The organism is Klebsiella sp. ME-303, from assembly GCF_007910085.1.
Classification (GTDB): Bacteria; Pseudomonadota; Gammaproteobacteria; order Enterobacterales; family Enterobacteriaceae; genus Klebsiella; species Klebsiella michiganensis.
Map to the genome: position 1 here is coordinate 186,127 of NZ_VOJB01000093.1, position 24,039 is coordinate 210,165.

At 60.6% G+C, this 24,039-nt stretch carries 21 protein-coding genes and 1 riboswitch; of the genes, 17 read left to right on the forward strand and 4 right to left on the reverse strand.

Annotated elements, in window-relative coordinates; all coding sequences use genetic code 11:
• Positions 1–60: 60 nt before the first annotated feature.
• The 3 genes from mgtA to mgtU are packed head-to-tail and all read left to right on the forward strand — an operon-like array spanning position 61 to position 3,004.
• The gene (mgtA, locus tag FQK12_RS22185; RefSeq protein ID WP_014229312.1) at positions 61–2,793 is read left to right on the forward strand and encodes a magnesium-translocating P-type ATPase; all 2,733 of its coding nucleotides are present in this window, start codon (positions 61–63) and stop codon (positions 2,791–2,793) included.
• Positions 2,794–2,811: 18 nt separating this feature from the next.
• Positions 2,812–2,904, forward strand: coding sequence for a protein MgtR (gene mgtR, locus FQK12_RS22190; protein ID WP_014229313.1), 93 nt, complete (start codon positions 2,812–2,814; stop codon positions 2,902–2,904).
• A 13-nt stretch (positions 2,905–2,917) separates the two neighbouring features.
• Entirely contained in the window at positions 2,918–3,004 is an 87-nt protein-coding gene (gene mgtU / locus FQK12_RS27745; RefSeq protein ID WP_251009858.1) for a magnesium transporter protection protein MgtU, read from the forward strand.
• A gap of 50 nt (positions 3,005–3,054) precedes the next feature.
• Here the strand turns inward: mgtU and katG are convergent, their stop codons facing one another.
• Both katG and FQK12_RS22200 read right to left on the reverse strand, forming a co-directional pair.
• Positions 3,055–5,238: a catalase/peroxidase HPI gene (gene katG / locus FQK12_RS22195; RefSeq protein WP_014229314.1), complete on the reverse strand. Its 2,184-nt coding sequence runs from the start codon at positions 5,236–5,238 to the stop codon at positions 3,055–3,057.
• A 265-nt stretch (positions 5,239–5,503) separates the two neighbouring features.
• Positions 5,504–6,436, reverse strand: coding sequence for a LysR family transcriptional regulator (locus FQK12_RS22200; RefSeq protein ID WP_014229315.1), 933 nt, complete (start codon positions 6,434–6,436; stop codon positions 5,504–5,506).
• Positions 6,437–6,535: 99 nt separating this feature from the next.
• Between FQK12_RS22200 and FQK12_RS22205 the strand changes: the two genes are divergently transcribed.
• The 3 genes from FQK12_RS22205 (at position 6,536) to FQK12_RS22215 (ending at position 8,230) form a co-directional block, all read left to right on the forward strand.
• On the forward strand, positions 6,536–6,970 hold the full coding sequence (locus FQK12_RS22205) for a DMT family transporter (RefSeq protein WP_004850792.1): 435 nt from the start codon (positions 6,536–6,538) through the stop codon (positions 6,968–6,970).
• Positions 6,971–6,979: 9 nt separating this feature from the next.
• Positions 6,980–7,447: a DMT family transporter gene (locus tag FQK12_RS22210; RefSeq protein WP_025108281.1), complete on the forward strand. Its 468-nt coding sequence runs from the start codon at positions 6,980–6,982 to the stop codon at positions 7,445–7,447.
• A gap of 150 nt (positions 7,448–7,597) precedes the next feature.
• Positions 7,598–8,230 carry a LysE family translocator gene (locus tag FQK12_RS22215; RefSeq protein ID WP_014229317.1) on the forward strand — a complete coding sequence of 211 codons (633 nt, stop codon included), beginning with the start codon at positions 7,598–7,600 and terminating at the stop codon, positions 8,228–8,230.
• 46 nt (positions 8,231–8,276) lie between these two features.
• Here FQK12_RS22215 and FQK12_RS22220 read toward each other — a convergent pair whose 3' ends face one another.
• A complete protein-coding gene (locus FQK12_RS22220) occupies positions 8,277–8,969 on the reverse strand; it encodes a B3/4 domain-containing protein (RefSeq protein ID WP_014229318.1) in 693 nt (230 codons plus the stop codon).
• A 43-nt stretch (positions 8,970–9,012) separates the two neighbouring features.
• Between FQK12_RS22220 and FQK12_RS22225 the strand changes: the two genes are divergently transcribed.
• The 10 genes from FQK12_RS22225 (at position 9,013) to FQK12_RS22270 (ending at position 22,554) form a co-directional block, all read left to right on the forward strand.
• Positions 9,013–9,615 carry a helix-turn-helix domain-containing protein gene (locus tag FQK12_RS22225; RefSeq protein WP_014229319.1) on the forward strand — a complete coding sequence of 201 codons (603 nt, stop codon included), beginning with the start codon at positions 9,013–9,015 and terminating at the stop codon, positions 9,613–9,615.
• Between the two features lie 212 nt (positions 9,616–9,827).
• A riboswitch (guanidine-I (ykkC/yxkD leader) is annotated at positions 9,828–9,926 on the forward strand.
• A 57-nt stretch (positions 9,927–9,983) separates the two neighbouring features.
• Complete coding sequence (locus FQK12_RS22230; RefSeq protein ID WP_014229320.1) at positions 9,984–11,042, forward strand: putative urea ABC transporter substrate-binding protein; 1,059 nt, start codon at positions 9,984–9,986, stop codon at positions 11,040–11,042.
• A 24-nt stretch (positions 11,043–11,066) separates the two neighbouring features.
• The gene (locus FQK12_RS22235) at positions 11,067–11,882 is read left to right on the forward strand and encodes an ABC transporter permease (protein ID WP_014229321.1); all 816 of its coding nucleotides are present in this window, start codon (positions 11,067–11,069) and stop codon (positions 11,880–11,882) included.
• Entirely contained in the window at positions 11,879–12,655 is a 777-nt protein-coding gene (locus FQK12_RS22240; protein ID WP_009652163.1) for an ABC transporter ATP-binding protein, read from the forward strand. The genes FQK12_RS22235 and FQK12_RS22240 overlap by 4 nt, the downstream gene beginning before the upstream one ends.
• Positions 12,656–12,659: 4 nt before the next feature.
• Positions 12,660–13,388 carry an urea amidolyase associated protein UAAP1 gene (locus FQK12_RS22245; RefSeq protein WP_014229322.1) on the forward strand — a complete coding sequence of 243 codons (729 nt, stop codon included), beginning with the start codon at positions 12,660–12,662 and terminating at the stop codon, positions 13,386–13,388.
• Between the two features lie 10 nt (positions 13,389–13,398).
• Positions 13,399–14,034 (forward strand): urea amidolyase associated protein UAAP2, encoded by a 636-nt coding sequence (locus tag FQK12_RS22250; RefSeq protein ID WP_009652130.1) that lies wholly within the window; start codon positions 13,399–13,401, stop codon positions 14,032–14,034.
• A gap of 168 nt (positions 14,035–14,202) precedes the next feature.
• Positions 14,203–17,808: an urea carboxylase gene (uca, locus tag FQK12_RS22255; RefSeq protein WP_014229323.1), complete on the forward strand. Its 3,606-nt coding sequence runs from the start codon at positions 14,203–14,205 to the stop codon at positions 17,806–17,808.
• Positions 17,805–19,601, forward strand: coding sequence for an allophanate hydrolase (gene atzF, locus FQK12_RS22260; RefSeq protein WP_038423170.1), 1,797 nt, complete (start codon positions 17,805–17,807; stop codon positions 19,599–19,601). Before uca ends, atzF begins: the two co-directional genes overlap by 4 nt.
• A gap of 185 nt (positions 19,602–19,786) precedes the next feature.
• Entirely contained in the window at positions 19,787–21,706 is a 1,920-nt protein-coding gene (gene mrdA, locus FQK12_RS22265) for a penicillin-binding protein 2 (protein WP_014838458.1), read from the forward strand.
• A gap of 104 nt (positions 21,707–21,810) precedes the next feature.
• Complete coding sequence (locus FQK12_RS22270; protein ID WP_014229326.1) at positions 21,811–22,554, forward strand: glutamine amidotransferase; 744 nt, start codon at positions 21,811–21,813, stop codon at positions 22,552–22,554.
• Positions 22,555–22,556: 2 nt separating this feature from the next.
• On the opposite strand, the gene FQK12_RS22275 is transcribed toward FQK12_RS22270, so the two are convergent.
• Positions 22,557–23,105 (reverse strand): TetR/AcrR family transcriptional regulator, encoded by a 549-nt coding sequence (locus FQK12_RS22275; RefSeq protein ID WP_014229327.1) that lies wholly within the window; start codon positions 23,103–23,105, stop codon positions 22,557–22,559.
• A gap of 116 nt (positions 23,106–23,221) precedes the next feature.
• Here FQK12_RS22275 and FQK12_RS22280 point away from each other — a divergent pair, with 116 nt between their 5' ends.
• Complete coding sequence (locus FQK12_RS22280; RefSeq protein ID WP_014229328.1) at positions 23,222–24,010, forward strand: SDR family NAD(P)-dependent oxidoreductase; 789 nt, start codon at positions 23,222–23,224, stop codon at positions 24,008–24,010.
• The last annotated feature ends 29 nt before the right edge of the window (positions 24,011–24,039 follow it).

The window sequence follows — 24,039 nt, forward strand, 5'->3', positions numbered from 1 at the left end:
ATGAATTATGCATAAGTCAATTATGCAGGGATAACGACGTCTTAAATTTGAGGAATAATCATGACTGACATGAAAATAGAAAACCGGAAAATAAACCGGTCTGCGTCAGAAAATGATAAGCAGCATAAAAAAAGCTTCGCCATTGAAACCGAGGCATTTAACAGCCCGGATCATACGCTGGCGCGGCTCAACAGCAGCCGTCAGGGGCTCACCACCGAAGATGTCCTTGAACGGCTGAATGAATATGGCCGCAATGAAGTCGCGCACGAGCAGGCGCCGCCGGCGCTAATCCAGCTTTTGCAGGCATTCAATAACCCGTTTATCTATGTCCTGATGGCGCTGGCCGCCGTCAGCTTCGTGACCGATTACTGGCTACCGCTGCGTAACGGCGAAGAGACCGATCTGACCGGGATTATCATTATCGTCACGATGGTCAGCCTGAGCGGGTTATTGCGTTTCTGGCAGGAGTTTCGCACCAACAAAGCGGCGCAGGCGCTGAAATCCATGGTTCGCACCACGGCGACGGTGCTGCGTCGCGGTCCTGGTAACATGGGGCCGGCGCAGGAGGAGATTGCCATTGAGGAACTGGTGCCCGGTGACATCATCTTCCTGGCTGCGGGGGATCTGGTTCCGGCGGATGTCCGCCTGCTGGAGTCCCGGGACCTGTTCGTCAGCCAGTCGATACTTAGCGGCGAATCGCTGCCGGTGGAAAAGTATGACGTTCTGGCCAGCGTGTCCGGCAAAGGGTGCGACAGGCTTCCCGAACCGAACAAAGATAAAAGCCTGCTGGAGATGGGCAATATCTGTCTGATGGGCACCAACGTGACCAGCGGCAGGGCGCAGGCGGTGGTGGTGGCCACCGGAAACCGCACCTGGTTTGGTTCGCTGGCGAAGTCCATTGTCGGTACGCGCACCCAGACGGCGTTCGACCGTGGGGTAAACAGCGTCAGCTGGCTGCTGATCCGTTTTATGCTGGTGATGGTGCCGATTGTGCTGCTGATTAACGGCTTCAGCAAAGGAGACTGGGTTGAGGCATCGCTGTTTGCCCTGGCGGTCGCGGTGGGCCTGACGCCGGAAATGCTGCCGATGATCGTCAGCTCAAACCTGGCGAAAGGCGCTATCGCCATGTCGCGGCGCAAAGTGATCGTCAAGCGGCTGAACGCCATTCAGAACTTTGGCGCCATGGACGTGCTGTGCACCGATAAAACCGGCACGCTGACGCAGGACAATATCATTCTTGAGCATCATCTTGACGTCAGCGGCAGCGAGAGCGACCGGGTGCTGACGCTGGCGTGGCTCAACAGCAGCAGCCAGAGCGGGGCGCGCAACCTGATGGACCGGGCGGTGCTGCGCTTTGGCGAGGGGCGGATTGCGCCAGCGACCAAAGAGCGCTTCGTAAAGCTTGATGAACTGCCGTTTGATTTTGTCCGCCGTCGGGTCTCGGTGTCGGTGGAAGATGTCCGCCACGGCGATAAAAGCCTGATCTGCAAAGGCGCGGTCGAAGAGATGCTGATGGTGGCCACGCATCTGCGCGAAGGCGACCGCGTGGTTGCGCTGGATGAAACCCGCCGCGATCTGCTGTTAGCCAAAACGCAGGATTACAACGCCCAGGGTTTCCGCGTGCTGCTGGTCGCGACCTGCAAGCTGGATGACTCCGCCCTGACAACCCCGCTGTGCGCCGCGGATGAGCAGGGGCTGACGGTCGAAGGGATGCTGACCTTCCTCGATCCGCCGAAGGAGAGCGCGGGAAAAGCGATTACCGCGCTGCGCGATAACGGCGTGGCGGTCAAAGTGTTGACCGGCGATAACCCGGTGGTCACGGCGCGTATTTGCCTGGAAGTGGGGATTGATGCCCACGGTATCCTGACCGGCGCACAGATTGAAGCGATGACGGATAACGAACTGCAGCGCGAAGTGGAAACGCGTTCGGTATTCGCTAAACTGACGCCGCTGCAGAAGTCGCGCATCCTGAAAACGCTGCAGAAAAACGGCCACACCGTCGGCTTCCTCGGCGATGGCATCAACGATGCGCCGGCGCTGCGCGATGCGGACGTCGGAATTTCGGTCGACAGCGCGGCGGATATCGCCAAAGAGGCATCCGATATCATCCTGCTGGAAAAGGATTTGATGGTGCTGGAAGAAGGGGTGATCAAAGGGCGTGAGACCTTTGGCAATATCATTAAGTACCTGAATATGACCGCCAGCTCTAACTTCGGCAACGTCTTCTCGGTACTGGTGGCCAGCGCGTTTATTCCGTTTCTGCCGATGCTGGCGATTCATCTGCTGATCCAGAACCTGATGTACGATCTCTCTCAGCTCTCGCTGCCGTGGGACAAGATGGATAAGGAATTCCTGCGTAAGCCGCGCAAGTGGGATGCGAAAAATATCGGCCGCTTTATGCTGTGGATTGGCCCGACGTCGTCCATTTTTGATATCACCACCTTCGCGCTGATGTGGTACGTGTTTGCGGCGAATCACGTCGAAGCCCAGGCGCTGTTCCAGTCCGGGTGGTTTATTGAAGGGCTGCTGTCGCAAACGCTGGTGGTGCATATGCTGAGAACGCAGAAAATTCCGTTTATCCAGAGTCGAGCGACGTTGCCGGTGCTGCTCACCACCGCGGTCATTATGGCGATGGGCATCTACATTCCATTCTCGCCGCTGGGGGCGATGGTCGGGCTGGAGCCGCTGCCGCTGAGCTACTTCCCGTGGCTGATCGCGACGCTGCTCAGCTACTGCCTGGTCGCGCAGGGCATGAAGCGTTTCTATATCAAACGCTTTGGTCAGTGGTTCTGATGATAAGGAGGCGCAGAGATGAATCGTTCTCCGGACACCCTCATCGCGCTGATATTTTTCCTGGTGGGTCTGCTGGTGCTGTTGCTGGCTATCTGGCAAATCCTGTTCTGAAAAAGGGGGCGCGATGCGCAGAGGATCGCTGGATAAAGTCTTTATTCAGGTGGCGATTATTGCGGCCATCATTATTCTGCTGACAATCTGGATTAGATAAGAGGAGCCCGGGCCATTGGCCCGGGTTTAGCATTTCTGCCGGGGAAAGGATTACAGATCGAAGCGGTCGAGGTTCATCACCTTGGTCCATGCGGCAACGAAGTCATTCACGAACTTCTGCCGCGCATCGCTGCAGGCATACACTTCAGCCAGGGCGCGCAGGACGGAGTTGGAGCCAAACACCAGGTCAACGCGGGTCGCGGTATATTTCTCTTCGCCGCTCTTACGGTCGCGGCCGATAAACAGCTCAGCGTGCTCGTCAGCGGCTTTCCAGACGGTACCCATATCGAGCAGGTTAGCGAAGAAATCATTGCTCAACACGCCCACGCGGTCGGTAAACACGCCTTGTCGGCTGCCGTCGAAGTTCGCGCCCAGCACGCGCAGACCGCCCACCAGTACCGTCATTTCCGGCGCCGTCAGCGTTAACTGCTGCGCTTTATCAATCAGCAGCGTTTCGGTGGAGATGCCGCCGCCAACGCGACGATAGTTGCGGAAACCATCGGCCAGCGGCTGCAGCAGATCCATCGCTTCCACATCGGTCTGATCCTGACGCGCATCGACGCGGCCAGGGGCGAAGGGAACGCTAACCTGAACGCCCGCCGCCGCGGCAGCCTGCTCAATGCCCACCACGCCGGCCAGAACGATAATATCGGCCAGCGACGCTTTACCGGATGCCTGCTGAATCCCCTGCAGGGTCGGCAGCACGCGGGACGCGATGGCGTTTACCGGCCAGGATTTCTGCGGTTCCAGCGCCAGACGCGCGCCGTTGGCGCCGCCGCGTTTATCGCCGCCGCGGAAGGTGGAGGCCGATGCCCAGGCCACGGAAACCAGCTCGCTGACCGAAAGGCCGGCGTCGGCAATGGCGGTTTTCAGCGTCGCGATATCCTCTGCGGTTGGGGTGTGGACCGCCGCCGGTAGCGGATCTTGCCAGATCAGATCTTCTTTCGGCACTTCCGGGCCCATGTAGCGGGACTTCGGCCCCATATCGCGGTGGATAAGTTTAAACCATGCGCGGGCAAAGGCTTCGTTAAAGGCCTGCGGGTCGTTAAGGAAGCGGCGGGAAATCTTGTCGAACTCCGGGTCGAAGCGCAGCGTCAGGTCGGTGACCAGCATGGTCGGCTTGCGTTTTTTGTCCGGATTAAACGGGTCTGGAATAATTTCCGGGCCGTCTTTCGCTTCGAACTGAATCGCGCCTGCCGGGCTGCGGGTTTGCACCCACTCATATTTGTACAGGTTTTCGAAGAAGTAGTTGCTCCACTGGGTCGGCGTTTGCGTCCAGACCACTTCCAGACCGGAGGTGATCGCGTCGGCGCCCGCGCCGCTGCCGTAGCTGTTCGCCCAGCCGAGTCCCTGCGCTTCAATCGGCGCCGCTTCCGGCTCTGCGCCAACGTGGCTGGTCACCGCGGAACCGTGGGTTTTGCCCAGCGTATGACCGCCGGCGATCAGCGCGACGATCTCTTCATCATTCATTGCCATATTGCCGAAGGTCGCGCGAATCGCGGAGGCGGCGGAGAGCGGGTCGCCGCTGGCGTTGGGGCCTTCAGGGTTGACGTAAATCAGCCCCATTTCGGTCGCGCCAATGGCCTGCTGATTCAGGCTTTCCGGATGACGATGGGCCAGCCATTCGGTTTCGTTACCCCAGTCGACGTCCAGATCCGGTTCCCAAACGTCTTCACGACCGGCACCGAAGCCAAACGTACGGAAACCGGCATTTTCCAGCGCCACGTTGCCTGCCAGCATATAGAGGTCGGCCCAGGAGATTTTTTGCCCGTATTTTTGTTTTACCGGCCACAGCAGGCGACGGGCTTTGTCGAGGCTGACGTTATCCGGCCAGGAGTTGAGCGGTGCGAAACGCTGCTGACCGCGGCCCGCGCCGCCGCGCCCGTCAACGGTACGATAGGTACCGGCGCCGTGCCACGCCATACGAATAAACAGCCCGATATAGCTACCCCAGTCCGCTGGCCACCACTCCTGAGAATCGGTGAGCAGGGCGCGCAGATCGGCCTTCAGGGCCGAGTAGTCGAGCTTCTTAAACTCTTCGCGGTAGTTAAAGTGTTCGCCCAGCGGGTTTGAACGATTGGAGTGCTGATTCAGCAGATCCACCCGTAGTTGATTTGGCCACCAGTCGCGGTTGCCGGTGCCACCGCCCGCGCTCTGGGTGGGCGTCGCCGTCTCGGCGTGGAAAGGGCATTTCCCTGCCGACGGGGTATTCGAAGGATCGTTTGACGTGCTCATATCAGGCTCCGTTTGCTTTTGTGAATGCCATTACGATATACACTGCTACCAATAAGCGATATTTGAATGAGTCTACGGATTTAATAGTTATTTCCGTTCAATGCCTTTGTAAAAACCGAACATATATCATTGCTCAATGATTGATTGTTCAGTATTGACTCAACCACAATAGTCGTAACATACGCGTAAAGGAATCGTTAAGACATCATCCCCGCCAGCGAAGAGCGATTGTTTGAGTTACGACAATTTTAGTGCGTAAAACGGCTTAGCGCTGCCAGTATAAAGGCGTACCAAAAACGTCGATAAAATAGTCAATTACCGCACGTACGTTTAACGAAGGATGGCGGGCATGAGGGTAGATCGCCGACACCGGCGAGGAGCTGGTGCCGATCGCCGCGCTGTAGTGAGGCATCAGCTGAACCAGCCTTCCAGCCCCCATGGCTTCATTGACCATCCAATCGGGAAAGAGCACCACCCCCATGCCTCCCAGCGCAGCGGTCAGCAGCGCATCGGCGTTATTTGATGCCAGCCGCGGCGTTTGCGGATAGTGAACCCATTCTCCCTCCGCGAGGCGGAACAGCCAGCGGTTAGGTCCATTTGAACCGCTGTAGACCAGCGTGCTGTGATGGCGAAGATCTTCCGGTTTCTCCGGCGTGCCGCAGCGCTGCAGATAGTCCGGAGCCGCAACCAGATAGTGATGCTGCATACCCAGTACTCTGGCATGAACGCTGGAGTCCGGCAGGCTGCCGATGCGGAAAATCAGGTCGGTCGCTTCGCGGTGCGGATCGATAAAATCATCGGTCAGCGCCAGCGCAATTTGCATCTGTGGATAGCGCTGCGTTAGCCCCGGCAGCCACGGCGCGATATGGCGCTGGCCAAAATAGACCGGGGCGTTGATCCGCACCAGTCCACCCGGCTCAAGACGACGGTCCTGCAGGTCGCGCCTGGCAACGCTGAACCGTTCGCCGAGCCCTCTGGCATGTTCGGCAAACAGGCGTCCCGCTTCGGTGGGAACCACCGCCCGGGTATTACGATAAAAGAGCTGCTGGCCGAGCGCATCCTCAAGCTGGTGAATGACGCGCGACACCATCGAGGGCGAAACGCCTTCCCGCCTCGCCACTACGGAGAAACTCTGGCTGTCATAGACGGCGATAAACAGCTGTAGCGCCCGAAAATTCACATTACCCGCATCGCTCATTAATGCAATATCCGCAAAAGTGTTTCCCTGATTGTATCGTTTTTCACATTACTTCGCTGCTTTATGCTCTGCCACCCAATCAATAATCGGATATCAACGATGCAGTTATTACTTATTTTTCTTGTGATTGCCGGCGGCATGGGGTTATCCGTGGAAGCCGGACTACTCGGGCCGCTTGCCGGTCAGGTAGGGGACCTGTGGGCCACCTTCAGCATTTTTAGCGTCGGGAGCGCGCTAACCTTTCTGCTGATGCTGCTGTTTGGCCCCAGGCAGGGCCCCTCGTTCTTCTCCTTACCGGGCTGGCAGCTTACCGGGGGCGTACTGGGGCCCATTTACGTCGTCATCTTAACCATCGCCGTACCGGTTATCGGTATCGCCATGACGATGATCGGCATTCTGGCCGGTCAGGTATGCAAAAGCCTGCTGATTGACCACTACGGTCTGTTTGGTTCGGCAAAACGTAAAATCGATGGACGGCGGGTTATCGCGCTGCTGTTTATCATCGTCGCCCTGATTCTGATCGCTACAAGCTGAGGAGTTAACATGAGTAGCATAATGATTTTGCTGGCGCTGGTCGGCGGCGCGATGTTGAGTATGCAGGCGGCGATTAACGGCCGTTTGGGCAGCCAGGTGGGCGTATTTCGCAGCGCGTTTCTCACGTTTGCGGTGGGCGCCTTGATCACGGCGCTGCTGATTTTTTATTTTGCCCCCCATCAGTCGACAACGCTGCTGGATGTGCCGAAATGGCAGCTGCTGGGCGCATTTTGCGGGGTTCCCTATATCGTGATTATGGTGGTGGCGGTGCAGCGTATCGGTACCGCGACGGCCACGGTGGCGGTGATTTTTGGCCAACTGGCCATGAGTCTGCTGATCGATAATTTTGGCTGGCTGGGTAACGACGCCATTGCCTTTTCAGCGGGGCGGCTGGGGGCCATCGTCTGTCTGGGGCTGGCGCTGTTCTTTATTTACCGCTCCAGCGCGGCGGCAAAAGCTGAAGATAAGGAGAGTTAGCCCACCTGTTCAGGTGAGTTGTCGCGCATCGCCAACCGCGGTCATACTGTTCGTCACCCTGTGACTGGCGCTTTAGACTGGTTACTGTCGGGGAGCATGGGTATCGCCGCCGCGCGCCTGGGCATCACATCACTTTACCGGAGATACGCTATGCCTGAGATACCGTCGCTGCTGACCTTCGCGCTTGTTGCCCTTGGCCTGGTATTGACTCCGGGGCCGAATATGATCTATCTGATTTCGCGCTCGATTTGCCAGGGAAGAAGGGCCGGACTGGTCTCCCTCGGCGGGGTGGCGCTGGGGTTTGTGTTTTATATGCTGTGCGCCGCGTTCGGTATTACCGCACTGATCTTCGCCGTTCCCTACGCTTACGACGCGTTGCGCATCAGCGGCGTGGTCTATCTGCTTTATCTGGCCTGGCAGGCGGTGAAGCCCGGCGGGCGCTCGGTCTTTGCGGTGCGCGACCTGCCTGCCGATAGCGGCCGTAAGCTGTTTATGATGGGCTTTATTACTAACCTGGCGAACCCTAAAATCGCCATCATGTATCTCTCACTGCTGCCGCAGTTTATCTCGCCCGGACACGGCAGTATCCTTGCGCAGTCGCTGGTGCTGGGAGGGACGCAGGCGCTCATTAGCGTAGCGGTTAATGCGCTGATTGTGGTGATGGCCGGGCAGGTGTCGCTGTTTCTCGCGGGGCGCCCGTTATGGCAGCAGTTTCAGCGCTGGCTGATGGCGACGGTGCTGGCGGGGATGGCGGTGAAAATTGCCTTCGAGGCGCGGAAGTAATCGCTGCGCCCGGCGGCGCTACGCTGCCGGGCGCAGGGGAATGGCTTTAGGCCCCTGGCCCTATCAGCTGTGAGCGGATCGTCGCCTCCGGCATCATCTCCAGCAGGCCGTTGCTCAGCATCTCTCCCGCCTCCTGCAGCGCGCTAAGCGGCATTTCCGGCAGGCTTTCAAGAATAAACCACATCCGCGGACTCTCCACGCTCAGACGAGTACGTACTCCCTGTCGCCAGTTCCAGCGTCGGCAGGTCACGCCGCGATCGTCGCCCCAGACCACTTCTCCCGCGTCGGGATATTCGTGAACGATCTGCCCCTCTTTGACGGTATCGAACGGTTCGCTGCCGTCCGCGAGCTTGAGGTGCGGGGCGCCAACGTAAGCCGCCAGGTTTTCGCCGCCGACCGGCACGGCGTAGCGCAGGCTCACCGCATTATAGAGATCGACGATGGGATCGATCGCAGCCATCTCGCCATCGCGCAGCACCCGCCTGCGCAAGGCTTCCGCCGAGCAGGGCGTCCGCTTGGGTTTTGCGCCAAAGGCGCGGAATACCTCGTTCCAGGCCTGCAGGTGCGCCTCCGCCCACTGCGGCTCGCCGGCGATAACCGCCTGGCAGGCGGAGCGGAGCGCATCGGACCCGACCAGGGGGGCGCGTACGGCGGCGGAAACGACATCAATGCTCAGGGCGCGAAAGCCGGGGGCCAGCGCGGAGACCTGCGGGCTGATTGACGGTAATACGCTATTCATTGGATAATCCTGTAACGACCATTTTAAAGCATAATATCGACCGATGACCAATAAAGTCAATATAACGACCGACGCGGGCGCCGATGCCGCCATGATTAATGAAGCCGTTGCGGCGCGCATTAAGCGCTACCGGGCGGAAAAGAAGATCTCCCTGGATGAGCTGTCGCGACGCGCGGGCGTCAGCAAAGGTATGCTGGTAGACATTGAAGCCTGCAGGGCCAATCCCAGCATTGCGCTGTTGTGCCGTCTGGCCTCGGCGCTGGGCGTTTCCGTGGCCGATTTTGTCAATGTCGCCACAGCGCCGCCGGTAAAGGTGATTGCAGAAGGCGAGATTCCCACGCTGTGGCAGGGCGAGCAGGGCGGCAAGGCGCGGCTCCTTGCCGGTACCAGCGGTCCGGATATGGTTGAGCTCTGGCAGTGGAGCCTCAATCCGGGAGAAATGTTCACATCGCCGGGGCACGGGGAGGGGACGACTGAGCTGCTTTTCGTGACCGAGGGCGCCTTAACCCTGACGGTTAACGACGGGGTCTATCTGATTCGAGAGGGGGATTCCGCCGTCGCGCGTACCGACGCCCCGCATAGCTACGCTAACGCCGGGGATAAGATCGCGCGATTCACCATGACGGTGAGCGAAAAAGCGCGCTAGCAAGTGTTTCCCGGCGAGCGGCTATCGTCCCGACCGCTCGCCGCCTTCACGCCATACGCACCAAATCCATGCAATGCCCCATCATCACTCCCCATTTTTGGGAGCCGCGGCGGCGCCTGCCGTCGTAGGGCTGATTTTACGCGCGCTGCGCGCCTGGCATAGACCTTGCACACTCCTGTTCAGAAGGCAGCGCAACAGACAATTGAGATAACACAATAGCTGGCTAGGGTTCCGGTTCACTCAGGTGAACGTCTGGTCCGAGAGCTGGCGACCTCTGCGAGGTTACACGGCGGGACAAAAGCCCGGGAGACAGCAGCACCGTTGGGTGTCGCGCTGCCCCCGTTTCTCGTGCTAACCAGAGGTCCACCATGAAGACACCGCCGATCCTCCGCTCTCTTATCCTGTCGCTGGCGCTACTGGCCAGCGTCCCTTCGTTTGCCGCCGTCAAAAAAGAGTTCAACATCTGCTGGACTATCTATGCCGGATGGATGCCCTGGGGCACCATCAGCAACGAAAAAATCATCGATAAATGGGCCGGTAAATACGGCATCAAAATCAATATCGTTCAGCTTAACGACTACATCGAATCCATTAACCAGTACACCGCGGGCCAGTTTGACGGCTGCACCATGACCAACATGGATGCCCTGACCATTCCGGCGGCGGGGGGCGTAGATACCACGGCGCTCATTACCGGCAGCTACTCCGACGGCAACGACGGCGTGGTGCTGAAGGGGGCGGATAAAAAGCTCAGCGATCTGAAAGGCATGGCGGTGTATCTCCCGGAGCTTTCGGTATCGCACTACCTGCTGGTTCGCGGTCTGGAAAAAGCCGGGCTGCAGGAAAAAGACGTCAAAGTGGTCAATACCTCGGATGCGGATATCGTCTCGGCTTTTGGCACCAGCGGCGTACGCGCGGCGGTGGCCTGGAATCCACAGCTTTCGGTTATCAAAAAGACACCGCAAACCACGGAGGTCTTTAGCTCTTCGCAGGTGCCCGGCGAGCTGATCGACATGATGGTGGTGAATACTCAGACCCTGAAAGATAACCCGGCGCTGGGTAAAGCCCTGACCGGCGCCTGGTTCGAGATGATGGCCAAAATGCAGGCCGGAGATACGCAGGCGCTAAGCGCAATGGCCGCCGATTCCGGCACCGACCTCGCGGGCTACCGGGCGCAGCTAAAAACAACCCATCTCTTCTGGACGCCTGCCGATACCCTGACGTTTATCTCCTCGCCGGCGCTGGCAAAAACCATGCAGCGGGTAGCGCAGTTCTCTTTTGACAAAGGGCTGCTGGGAGAGGGAGCGCAGAGCGCTGACTTTATCGGCATGACCTTCCCCGACGGCGTCACCGTCGGCGATACCGCCAACAGCAAGCTGCGCTTTGATGACAGCTATCTGAAGCTGGCCGCGGCGGGGCAGCTGTAATGATTGACCTTGGGAGTCCACGCCATGCGCCACATTAACCGCTATCCCCGGCAGGGTATGCGCCTGACGCTGATGCTATTGCCCTTCGTCCTGATGATCGCCGCCTGGTTTATCGGTTCGGCGGTGCGGCTGGAAGCCAACCCGCAGGATAAGCTGCTGCCCGGCCTGTCGCAGATGATCGCGGCCATCGATCGGATGGCCTTCACCCCGGATAAACGCAGCGGCGAGTATCTGCTGTGGGCCGACACGCTGATTAGTATGAGCCGCCTGCTGATTGGTCTGGCGCTCTCGTCGCTGATTGGCCTGGGCATCGGCATCGCCGCCGGCGTGTTCCCGATGTACCGCGCGGCGCTGTCGCCGCTGATGACCGTGGTGTCGATGATCCCGCCGCTGGCGATCCTGCCGGTGCTGTTTATCGTCTTCGGCCTGGATGAGCTATCAAAAGTGATGCTTATCGTTATTGGCATTACGCCGATGCTGGCGCGCGACCTTGAACAGCGGGCGCGGGAAATCCCGGCGGAGCTGTTTATCAAAGCGCAAACCCTAGGCGCCAATAGCTGGACGGTGGTGCTGCGGGTAGTGCTGCCGCAGCTGCTGTCGCGGCTGATAACCTCCCTGCGCCTGCTGCTGGGCTCCGCATGGCTGTTTTTGATCTCCGCCGAGGCCATTTCCGCCACCGCCGGTCTCGGCTATCGCATATTCCTCGTCCGCCGCTATATGGCGATGGATGTGATTATTCCTTACGTCATCTGGATAACCCTGCTGGCATGGCTGATGGATCTGGCGCTGCGTCAGCTGCACAAAGCCTGTTTCCCGTGGGCGAAAGGAGGCCGGGCATGAGCTTTATCGACATCAAAAATATCTGGCAGGAGTACGGCGACCACGTGGTGCTGGAGCGCATCAATTTGCAGGTGAAAGAGGGCGAGTTCTGTTCGATGGTCGGCGCGTCCGGCTGCGGGAAGTCGACGTTTTTACGCCTGCTGCTCGGCCAGGAAAAGCCGACTCGCGGGGAAATCACCCTCGACGGCCAGCCGCTGGCGGCGGAGCCGGACCGCAGCCGCGGCGTGGTGTTTCAGCGTTATTCGGTTTTCCCGCACCTCAACGTGCTGGATAACGTCGCCATTGGCCTCGAACTCCCGGCGTCACCGCTGTTTGGCCGGCTGTTTGCCGGCAGGAAACGCGACGCGCGCGAACGGGCGCAGCGGATGCTGGAGAAAGTCGGGCTGGGGCACGCGCTGAATAAATATCCGGCGCAGCTCTCCGGCGGGATGCAGCAGCGGCTGGCGATCGCCCAGGCTTTCGTCATGCAGCCGCGCGTACTGCTGCTTGATGAACCCTTCGGCGCGCTGGATCCCGGTATTCGCAAGGATATGCACGGGCTGCTGCTCCAGCTGTGGAGCGAAACGCGGATGACGGTTTTTATGGTCACCCATGACCTCGCGGAGGGCTTCAACCTTGGCACCCGGCTGCTGGTTTTCGACAAAGTGCGCATCGATCCGCAGGCGCCCAACGCCTGGGGTGCGCGCGTTACCTACGATATTCCGCTCAATGAAGCGCGGATGTCGCAGATAACCACCGGCAGCGACAATAACGTTTACGCATTAAGGAGATAGTTTGATGACCGCACTTTTTCACTCATCCCCCAGCCTGCGCGAAGAGCGGCTACCCGGCGGGGCGCACACCTCGTTGATTTTGCGCAAAGGGCAGATTCTGCGCCTGACCGATATCGACGGCGGAGCCAACGTCAGCATGATGATGCTGAATCCCTATGAGAAGAGTGAGCGCCTGAATCTGCCGGATACCCTCAAGGGGCAGCACACCGCGCGCCTGACCGCCGGGCACTGTTTCTACTCCGATATGGGGCGCGTTCTGGCCGGGATTGTTGCCGACAGCTGCGGCTGGCACGACCCGTTCGGCGGGATACTCAACGCCGACGAGACGCGTGAAAAATATGGCGCAGGACGCTACCAGGAGCTGCGCAATGGCTTCTACCGCAACGGCGTCGATAACCTGCTGGTTGAAATGGGTAAATGGGATCTGGGCCTGGAGGACCTGCTGATGGTGGTTAACTTCTTCAGCAAAGTCACGGTCGATGAGGATGGCCGTTTTCAGTTTATTTCCGCCAACAGCCGCGCCGGAGATTACGTTGAGCTGTTTGCGCCGATGGATGTCCTCATGGTGCTGACCGCGCTGCCGCATCCTCAGGACCCTGCCGCTGAGTACGCTCCGCGGCCGATCCAGCTGAGCTGGTACCAGGCTGACGATGCGCAGGCGGCCGCGGAAGCGCTCTTTACCCGCGATGAAAACCAGCGCGCGTTCCTCAACACCCAACTTTTTGCCCTGTAAGGAGGCTGCGATGACCCTGATCGCCAGTAACCGTCGTCCCGAAGATGCCGTCTATCGCCATGTGATCCCGGCAGGGGAACCCTGGCTGTTTGAGGTACAAAAAGGGCAGACCCTGCGCCTGCTTGACCTCGAAGGCAACCAGGCCATTGATACCCTGTTTTACAACGCCGATAACCCCCGAGAACGCTACGATCCGCAGCGCACGCTGCGCCGCCAGGGCAATGCCTACCTGACTACCGGCAGCGTACTCTATTCCAATCTGGGCAATCCGCTGCTGACCATCGTTGCCGACACCTGCGGTCGCCACGATACCCTCGGCGGCGCCTGTGCCCAGGAGAGCAACACCGTGCGCTACGCCCAGGATAAACGCTATATGCACAGCTGTCGGGATAATTTCCTCTGCGCCTGCCTGCACGATGGCCGCCTGCATAAGCGCGATATCGGCGCCAACATTAACTTTTTTATGAACGTCCCGGTGACGCCGGAAGGCGGTCTGACCTTTGAGGACGGGATATCGGCGGCGGGGAAATACGTTGAGCTGCGCGCCGAGTGCAACGCCGTGGTGCTGATTTCCAACTGTCCGCAGTTAAATAATCCCTGCAATGGCTGGAACCCCACGCCCGCCGAGGTGCTGGTATGGAACTGACCCGCTGGCAGCGCTGGCGTCTGCTGGCCTTTCGGCTCTTCGCCGTCCGCGCCGACCGCCTGAACAGTACGCCGACGCGCAAACCTTAAGCGCCGGTTCACCCCGGGGACGACCTCAGGGGAACATCGACTTTTTGCGGGACGACCCGCGACCCTGTGAGTTGCGCTTATGTTTGATACCTTACTGATTGCCAACCGCGGCGCCATCGCCTGCCGCATTCTGCGCACCCTGCGCGCGATGCAGGTGAAGGGCGTCGCCGTCTATTCCGAAGCCGACCTGAGTAGTCTGCATATCCGCGACGCGGATGAAGCGTTAAGCCTCGGCGACGGCCCGGCGGCGCAAACCTATCTGGTGACGGAGAAGATCATTGCCGCCGCGCAGCAGAGCGGCGCCAAAGCGATCCACCCCGGCTACGGCTTTCTGTCTGAAAACGCGGCCTTCGCCGAGGCCTGCGAGGCGGCGGGGGTGGCGTTTGTCGGCCCCACTCCGCAACAGCTGCGCACCTTCGGCCTGAAGCATACCGCTCGGGCCTTAGCCAAAGCCGAGGGCGTGCCGCTGCTGGAAGGCAGCGAGCTGCTGGCCGACAGCGGCGAAGCCTGCCGGGCGGCTGAGGCGGTGGGCTATCCGGTCATGCTCAAAAGCACCGCCGGCGGCGGCGGGATTGGCATGCGCGTCTGTCGCGACGCCCGTGAGCTGATTGAGGCGTTTGCCGCGGTGCAGCGGCTGGGACAAAACAACTTCAGCGACGGCGGGGTATTTCTCGAAAAATATATCGAACGCGCCCGCCATCTGGAGGTACAAATCTTCGGCGACGGGCGGGGAGAGGTCATCGCGCTCGGCGTGCGCGACTGTTCAGTCCAGCGGCGTAACCAGAAAGTGATTGAAGAGACGCCCGCGCCGAATCTGCCTGACGGGATGGCGCAGGCGCTATGCGCGGCGGCTATCGCGTTGGGTAAAGCGGTGAGCTACCGCAGCGCCGGGACGGTGGAGTTTGTCTACGACAGCGCGGCGCGGCAGTTTTATTTCCTCGAGGTAAATACCCGGCTTCAGGTCGAACACGGCGTCACGGAGCAGGTGTGGGGCGTTGACCTGGTGCGCTGGATGATTGAGCTGGCGGCGGGGGAACTGCCTCCGCTACCTGAGCTGGCCGCCGGGTTACGGCCCCAGGGCCACGCTATCCAGGCGCGAATTTACGCCGAAGATCCGGGGCGGCAATTCCAGCCTTCTCCCGGACTGTTAACGGACGTCTTCTTTCCGCCGGCGGACGGCGCTGCCCTGCGTATTGACCGCTGGGTGGAAGCCGGGTGCGAAGTCCCGCCGTTCTTCGACCCGATGCTGGCGAAAGCGATCGCCTGGCGCCCCAGCCGCGATGAGGCTATTGCCGGCCTGGCGCAGGCGCTGGCGGAGACCCGCCTGTACGGCGTAGAAACTAACCGCGTGTACTTGCAACAAATTCTTGGCTTTGCGCCCTTTACCGAAGGCGAGCCCTGGACCCGCTGCCTTGAGCAGCTGCGCTACCGCGCGGCGACCGTAGAGGTGCTGAGCGCCGGAACCCAGACCAGCGTGCAGGACTATCCGGGACGTTTGGGGTACTGGGCGGTGGGCGTACCGCCGTCGGGACCGATGGACGATCGCGCCCTGCGTCTCGGCAACCGCCTGCTGGGCAATGCCGAGGGAGCGGCCGCGCTGGAAATCACCCTCAACGGGCCGACCCTGAAATTTAATACCGACGTTCAGGCGGTGGTGTGCGGCGCGCCATTGGCGGTGACGCTCGATGGCGTAGACCAGCCGCTGGACTGCGTATTGACTATTCCGGCGGGGGCGACCCTGAAGCTGGGCGCGATAAGCGGCGCGGGGGTCAGAAGCTATCTCTGCCTGAGCGGCGGCATTCAGGTACCGGACTATCTGGGGAGTAAAAGCACCTTTACCCTCGGCCAGTTTGGCGGCCACGGCGGACGGGCGCTGCGCGGAGGCGACGTGCTGCATCTGGCGCCGCACGCCGCCGCCAGAAGCGGGGATCAACTACCCGCCGCGCTACGCACGGCGCTGGCTGAGGTGCGGACGCTGCGGGTGATTTACGGCCCCCACGGCGCGCCGGAATTCTTTGCGCCGGAATATATTGCGACGTTTTTCGCCACGGAGTGGGAGGTCCACTTTAACTCCAGCCGCACCGGCGTGCGCCTGATTGGCCCCAAGCCGCTGTGGGCCCGCGACAGCGGCGGCGAAGCGGGGCTGCATCCGTCGAATATTCACGATAACCCTTACGCGGTGGGCGCGGTCGATTTTACCGGCGATATGCCGGTGATCCTTGGACCGGACGGGCCGAGCCTCGGCGGTTTTGTCTGCCCGGTAACGGTGATTGAAGCCGACCTCTGGCAGTTAGGCCAGCTCAAGGCCGGGGATAAAGTGCGTTTCGTGGCGGTGGATTTACCCACCGCCCGGCGGCTGGCGGAAGGACGGCGCGCCGAGCTGGCGACCCTAAGTCACCAGGCGATAGCCTGGCAGCCCGCGCCGCTGACGTCGCCTGTCGTGATGACCTGCGGCGAGGCGGACAAACGCCTGGTGGCGCGACTCTCCGGCGACACGCATCTGCTGCTGGAAGCCGGGGAGCCGGAGCTGGATCTGGTTCTGCGTTTCCGCATTCACGCCCTGATGCAGGCTCTGGAAGCGCAATCAAGGGAAGGCGCGATCGATATCACCCCGGGGATTCGCTCGCTGCAAATCCATTTTCAGCCGGAAACGTTGCCCCTTGAGACGCTGCTGGCGTGGGTGCGCGGCGAGTGGTCCACGGTCTGCCTGAGCGACGATCTGCAGGTGCCGACGCGCGTGGTGCATCTGCCGCTCTCCTGGGACGATCCGGCCTGCCGCAGGGCAATCGATAAATATATGACCACCGTGCGCCAGGACGCGCCCTGGTGCCCGAGTAATCTGGAATTTATCCGTCGCATCAACGATCTGCCCGATGAACAGGCGGTATGGAATACGGTATTTGACGCCAGCTATCTGGTGATGGGGCTGGGCGATGTTTATCTCGGCGCGCCGGTGGCGACGCCGCTTGACCCGCGCCATCGCCTGGTTACCACCAAGTACAACCCGGCGCGCACCTGGACGGCGGAAAACTCGGTCGGCATCGGCGGGGCCTATCTGTGCGTCTACGGCATGGAGGGGCCCGGCGGCTATCAGTTCGTTGGCCGGACCCTGCAGATGTGGAATCGCTATCGCGAGGTAGCGGATTTTGCCGGCAAACCCTGGCTGCTGCGTTTCTTCGACCAACTGCGTTTCTATCCGGTTTCGGCCGAAGAGCTGCTGCAAATTCGCCGCGATTTCCCGCTCGGACGCTACCCGCTGCGCATTGAGCACAGCACGCTGCGGCTGGCGGAATACCAGCAGTTTCTCCGCCGTGAAGCGCACAGCATCGGCGCGTTTCGCGAGCATCAGCAGCAGGCGTTTAACGCCGAACGCGATCGCTGGATAGCCAGCGGGCAGGCCCATTTTGACAGCCAGGAGAGCGCCGTGGATGAGGGCGGAGACGCGCCGCTGCGGCAGGGTGAACAGGGGGTGGAAAGCCCGATTTCCGGAAACCTGTGGCAAGTACAAACGGCGGCAGGCAGCCGGGTCCGCGCGGGGGATGTGCTGGTCGTGCTGGAGTCGATGAAGATGGAGATCCCGCTGCTGGCCCCCTGCGATGGCGTTATTCAACAGGTTCACGTGCAGCCGGGCAGCGCGGTACGCGCCGGGCAGCGGGTGGCGGTGATTATTGAGGAGAAGGCATGATGCAGCAGACCTTTGATTTACGCCTGGCAACCCTGGCGGAGCGTTACCGCACCGGTAAAACCACACCGCGCAGCGTGCTGGCGGACATCCGCCAGCGGGCGCAGGCGCTTAACCCCGAGTTCCGGTTGTTTATCCATATTCTGAGCGAAGAGGAGCAGGAGCCGTTTCTGGCGGCGCTGGATGACCTCTCGCCGGCCGCGCTGCCGCTGTACGGCGTGCCGTTCGCCATCAAAGACAATATCGATCTGGCGGAGATTGTCACCACCGCGGCCTGTCCGGCGTTTGCGTATCGGGCGGATCAGAGTGCGACGATTGTCGCTCAGCTGATTGCGCTGGGCGCCGTGCCGGTCGGTAAAACCAATCTCGATCAGTTCGCTACCGGCCTGAACGGTACCCGATCGCCCTACGGTCGCTGCCGCAATAGCTATCATGCGGAGTATCCCTCCGGCGGTTCCAGCGCCGGTTCCGCGCTGGCGGTGGCGCTGGGCGTTGCCAGCTTCTCGTTGGGCACGGATACCGCCGGTAGCGGCCGCGTCCCGGCAGGGCTGAATAACCTGGTGGGTCTGAAGGCCAGTAAAGGGCTGATATCCACCGCAGGGGTGGTCCCCGCCTGTCGTACGTTAGACTGCGTGACCTTTTTCAGCCCCACCGCCGACGAGGCCAGCCAGCTGCTGGCGCTCGTCGCACAGTGCGATCCGCAGGACGCCTGGAGCCGCCGTAATCCTCAGTGGAACAGCCGTCAGGCGTTCGGCAGGCCGTCCGCGGGGTTTCGTTTTGGCGTTCCGCGCGAGCTCAATTTCCTCGGCTGCCGCGCAAGCGAACGCCTGTTTTCCCAGGCCCGGCAACGGCTGACGGCGCTGGGCGGGGTGGCAGTTGAGATTGATTTCACGCCGTTTCTGGCGGCAGCCCGGCTGCTGTATGACGGGCCGTGGGTCGCCGAACGCTACGCGGTGGTCGGCCCGCTGATGGCGCGGCAGCCGGAGGCGGTACTGCCGGTTATTCGCGACGTGCTGGCAAAAGCGCCGGGCACCGACGCCACGGCGACCTTTACGGCGATCTATCAGCTACAGCAGTACAAAGCCCGGTGCGACGCGATACTCGAGACCCTGGACTGCGTGCTGACGCCAACCTATCCGCGCCCGGTGACGCTTGACGAGCTGGAGGCGGAGCCGATCGCGCGCAACGCCGATCTCGGGTACTACACCAACTTTATGAACCTGCTGGACTATGCCGCGGTGAGCGTGCCATGCGGATTTATGCCGGACGGATTGCCTTCGGGCGTCACGCTGTTTGGCCGGGCCTTTACCGACCAGTATTTACTGGGCCTGGCCGATGCGTTTCAGCGCGCTGAGCGGCTGCCGCTGGCGGGCGGAGCGCGGCTGGAGACCCCGCCGCCTGAACGCGTCGCCGGCCATGACCGAATGGCGCTGGTTGTTTGCGGCGCTCATCTCTCTGGCCTGCCGCTTAACGGCCAGCTGCTGGCGCGGGGCGGTCGGCTGCTGCAGGCGACCCGCAGCGCGCCGCACTATCGTTTATACGCTCTCGCGGACGGCAAACGCCCGGCGATGGTTCGCGCCGATAGCGGCGGGGCGTCGATCGCGGTTGAAGTGTGGGAGCTACCCAGCGCGGAGGTCGGTTCGCTGCTGGCGGCCATCCCCGCGCCGCTGGGTCTGGGAAAAGTTGAGCTTGCCGACGGACGTCGGTTAGCGGGCTTTATCTGCGAAGCCAACGGATTAGGCGAAGCCACGGAGATTACCGCCTACGGCGGCTGGCGCGCCTGGCTGGCACGTTAAACTACAACCCCTCCATCGCTTTTTGATGGAGGGGATTGGTGACACTGTCACCTTAAATTTCTAACATGCTGAAACATTTCTGCCAGATCATTAGCAACCTTTCGGTAGGGCTCCCGCTGCGATAACGCTATTCTTCCCCGCTTTTCCCTTTTCAGGCACTTTGTAACCCAGGTAAATGACCGCTAATGTCCCTAATGAGAGATGAAATTCGCGACCATTCAGCGGAAAAGATGCTATTTGTCCGCCGTGCCGTCATTGCGTTTCTACTGGTGGTGATTTGCTTCGCCATCCTGATCCTTAATCTTTACCGCCTGCAGGTGGATCAGCACGACTTTTATCAGACGCGTTCAAACCAGAACGACATTAAAATGCTGCCCATCGCGCCGAGCCGGGGGCTAATTTTCGACCGCAACGGCATCCCACTGGTACAAAATATTACCCTCTACCGTTTGCAGGTGATCCCGAGCAAAATCGCCGATATGACGGCGCTGCTGCAGCAGCTGACGCCGATCGTTGATTTAACCCCGCAGGATATCGCCGACTTCCGCGACGATATGCACCACAACAGCCGCTACAAAGAGGTGACGTTAAAATCGGACCTGAGCGATGTTGAAGTAGCGCGTTTTGCGGTCAATGAGTTTCACTTCCCCGGCGTCACGGTGGAAAGCTATCAGCAGCGCGCTTACCCCTACGGCGCCGAACTGGCGCACGTGGTTGGCTATGTCTCGAAGATCAACGACAGCGATCTGCAAAAGCTGGCCAAAGCCGGGGAAGAAGAGAACTACGCCGCCGACCATAATATCGGTAAGCAGGGCATTGAAGGCTACTACGAGAAAGCGCTGCACGGCACCACCGGCTATCAGGAAGTGGAAGTGGATAACCACGGGCGGGTCGTGCGTCTGCTAAAAGAGGTCCCGCCGGTGGCCGGGAAGAACATCTACCTGACGCTGGATCTGCACCTGCAGCAGTATATCGAATCGGTGCTGAAGGGGCAGCGCGCGGCGGTGGTGGCCGTCGATCCGCGCGATGGCGGCGTGCTGGCCATGGTGTCGAGCCCCAGCTACGATCCCAATCCCTTTGTCAGGGGCATCGGCTATCAGGCCTACCGTTCGCTGCTCGATAACCCGGACCGGCCGCTGATTAACCGGGTCACCCAGGGCCTCTATCCACCCGCGTCGACGGTGAAGCCCTACATGGCGCTGTCGGCGCTGTCGGCGGGCGTAATCACGCCAACCACCTCCTTCTTCGGCGCGCCGACCTGGACGCTGCCAGGGACCCAGCGCCGCTACCGCGACTGGCTGAAGAGCGGCCACGGCATGCTTAACGTCACCAAAGCGATAGAAGAATCGGCGGATACTTTCTTCTATCAGGTGGCGTTTGAGATGGGTATCGACCGCATTCACGAGTGGCTAAGCAAGTTTGGCTACGGTCAGTCTACCGGCATCGATCTTAACGAAGAGTATGCCGGGGTGCTGCCGAGCCGGGAGTGGAAACAGCGGGTGCATAAAAAACCGTGGTATCAGGGGGATACCATTTCCGTCGGTATCGGTCAGGGCTACTGGATTGCCACGCCGATCCAGATGGTCAAGGCGCTGACGACCCTGATTAACAACGGCAAAGTGCAAAATCCGCATCTGCTTTACTCCATGAAGCAGGGTAATAAGGTCGAGCGCTATCAGCCGCCGCAGGATCTGCCGCAGGTTGGCGATCCGCATTCGCCCTACTGGGGCGTGGTGCGCAACGGCATGTACGGCATGGCGAACCTGCCAAACGGCACCGGCTATAAGCTGTTCCATACCGCGCCGTACCAGATCGCCGCAAAATCCGGGACGTCCCAGGTCTTCAGCCTGAAGGAGAACCAGACCTACAACGCGAAGATGATCCCGGTGCGCCTGCGCGACCATATCTTCTATACCCTGTTTGCCCCCTATCAGCATCCGAAGGTGGCGATGGCGCTGATTCTGGAGAACGGCGGCGGCGATGGCGTGGTTGCGGGACCGACGGCGCGCGCCATCCTCGACCATATCTTCGACCCGGCCAATGCGCCGGCGGAACAGGGCGCGACGTCGACGGTGCCGCAGGTGGAGAGCGCCGACGCGCAGTAAACGTTATTCACTCTGAGCATAAGCGTTAGCGGATTGGTTATTTGCCGCCGCCGGCGCTTTTGCTCATAGTAGCGTTCTGTGTTGCTGTGAAAAAAGGCGCTCTGATGTCGTTAAGCCGAAATACGCTTCTTCTTGTACAAACCGGGACTCCGCCGGATGAAATCGTCTCCGACCACGGCGATCTTCCCCTCTGGTTTGGCAATTTACTGGCGCCGTGGCGCAATAAAATCAGCGTGGCGCGCGTCTATGCCGGAGAGCCGCTTCCCGCGCCGGATAACGCGACCATCGCGGTGATTACCGGCTCCTGGGATATGGTGACCGAACGCCTGCCGTGGAGTGAAATGACCGCGGCCTGGATCCGCGAGGCGATGGCGATAGAGATGCCGCTGTTTGGCGTCTGCTACGGGCATCAGCTGATGGCGCACGCCCTGGGGGGTGAGGTGGACTACCATCCAGCCGGACGCGAAGCCGGGAGTAAAACCATTTCGCTGTCCGCACACGGCCTGGCGGATCGTCTGCTGGCTGACCACCCGGCGCCGTTCAGCGCGCACCTCACGCATATGCAAACGGTCACCCGATTACCGCCAGGGGCAAAGGTGCTGGCTTCGTCGCAGCACGACCCTCACCAGATTGTACGCTACGGCGCGCATGCCGTTTCTACGCAGTTTCATCCGGAGATCACCCCGGCGATTGCCCGCTCGCTGATCGCGTTCCGCCAGGCGGCGCTGCGCAACGAGGGGGTTGACCCGGACAGGCTGAGTCGTGACGTTGTGGAGAGCCCGGTGGCCTCGGCGATTCTGACCCGCTTTGTCGCAGGCTACCTGCAGCCAGACCTGAACCCGGCTTAACCTCAGCGCTGTTTTTCCGCGAGCCAGGCCGCCGTTTCACCGAGGATTTCGTCGGAAAACGCTGCATCCGCGGTCATCCGCGCCAGAATTAACGCGCCGACCATGGCCGACCAGCTGCCAATCGCCGCGCGGCGGCTGGCTTGAGCGTCCCGATCATCCATCGCTTCACTGAGCTGCGCTATCTGCTGCTGCAGCCGTGCGCTCATTTCGTCACGCGCGGGTTCGGACTGGCGGATGGTTTCCGCCGCCAGCGCCGCCAGCGGGCAGCCGCTGGCAAAATTATCCCGATGTTCGGGGGAAAGATAACGCTCGATTTGCGCGACGACGTCGTTTTTCGCCGCGTCGTTCTCTATCTTCAGTTCCGCGAGGGTTTGGGCGATCAGGTCATCCTTCGATTTGAAGTAGCCGTAGAATCCGCCGTGGGTCAGACCGGCTGATTTCATAATATCGGTGACCGTGACCGCGTCAAAACCCCGCTCGCGAAACAACCGCCCGGCGGCGGTCAGGATTGTCTGCTTATTCTCTTCAACCTGTTTTCTGCTCACTCTCATGGCGTCGTCCTGCTGCGAAATTATTTATGATGACCATCATATAACATTATTTACAGCATACCCAGCCCGTGCCATTATACATGACGATCATCATGTATAAATTGAGGAGTACACCTATGAGCAGTGAATCAGCGGTGCTGGTAACCGGCGCATCGACCGGAATCGGCGCAGTCTATGCCGAACGTTTTGCCCGCCGCGGCCACGACCTGGTGCTGGTCGCGCGTAATCACGAGCGGCTGACGGCGCTGGCCGAGCGGCTGCGCGACGAAACCGGCGTTCAGGTCGACATCCTGCAGGCCGACTTAACCCAGGATAGCGACATCGCCGCCGTGGAGCAGCGGCTGCGGGAAGACGCGCGTATCAGGATTCTGGTCAACAATGCCGGCACCTCGATTCCCGGTGATTTCCTCCACCAGAGCAGTGACGATATCACTCGCCTGATTACCCTCAACGTGACCTCTGTGGCTCGCCTGGCGAACGCGATCGCGCCGCGTCTGGCCGAGGCCGGAGAGGGGGCGATTGTCAACATTGCGTCGGTCGTTGGGCTGGGTCCGGAAATGGGGTTGACCGTCTACGGCGCCACGAAAGCCTTTGTGCTGTTTCTCTCGCAGGGGCTCGACGTTGAGCTGAGCGCGAAAGGCGTATACGTTCAGGCGGTACTGCCGGCGGCAACGCGCACCGAGATTTGGCAGCACAGCGGCAAAGACGTGGATACCATTCCCGGCGTCATGGAGGTGGATAAACTGGTGGATGCCGCCCTGGTGGGGTTCGACCGCAGCGAATCGGTGACCATACCGCCGCTGCATGATGAAACGCAGTGGCAGGCGCTGAACGCGACGCGTCAGGCCATGCTCCCCGGCTTTGCGCAATCTGAACCCGCGGCCCGTTACCTGTCGCGATCGTGAGTTTGTCGCACCGTGTATCGGAAAGGAGA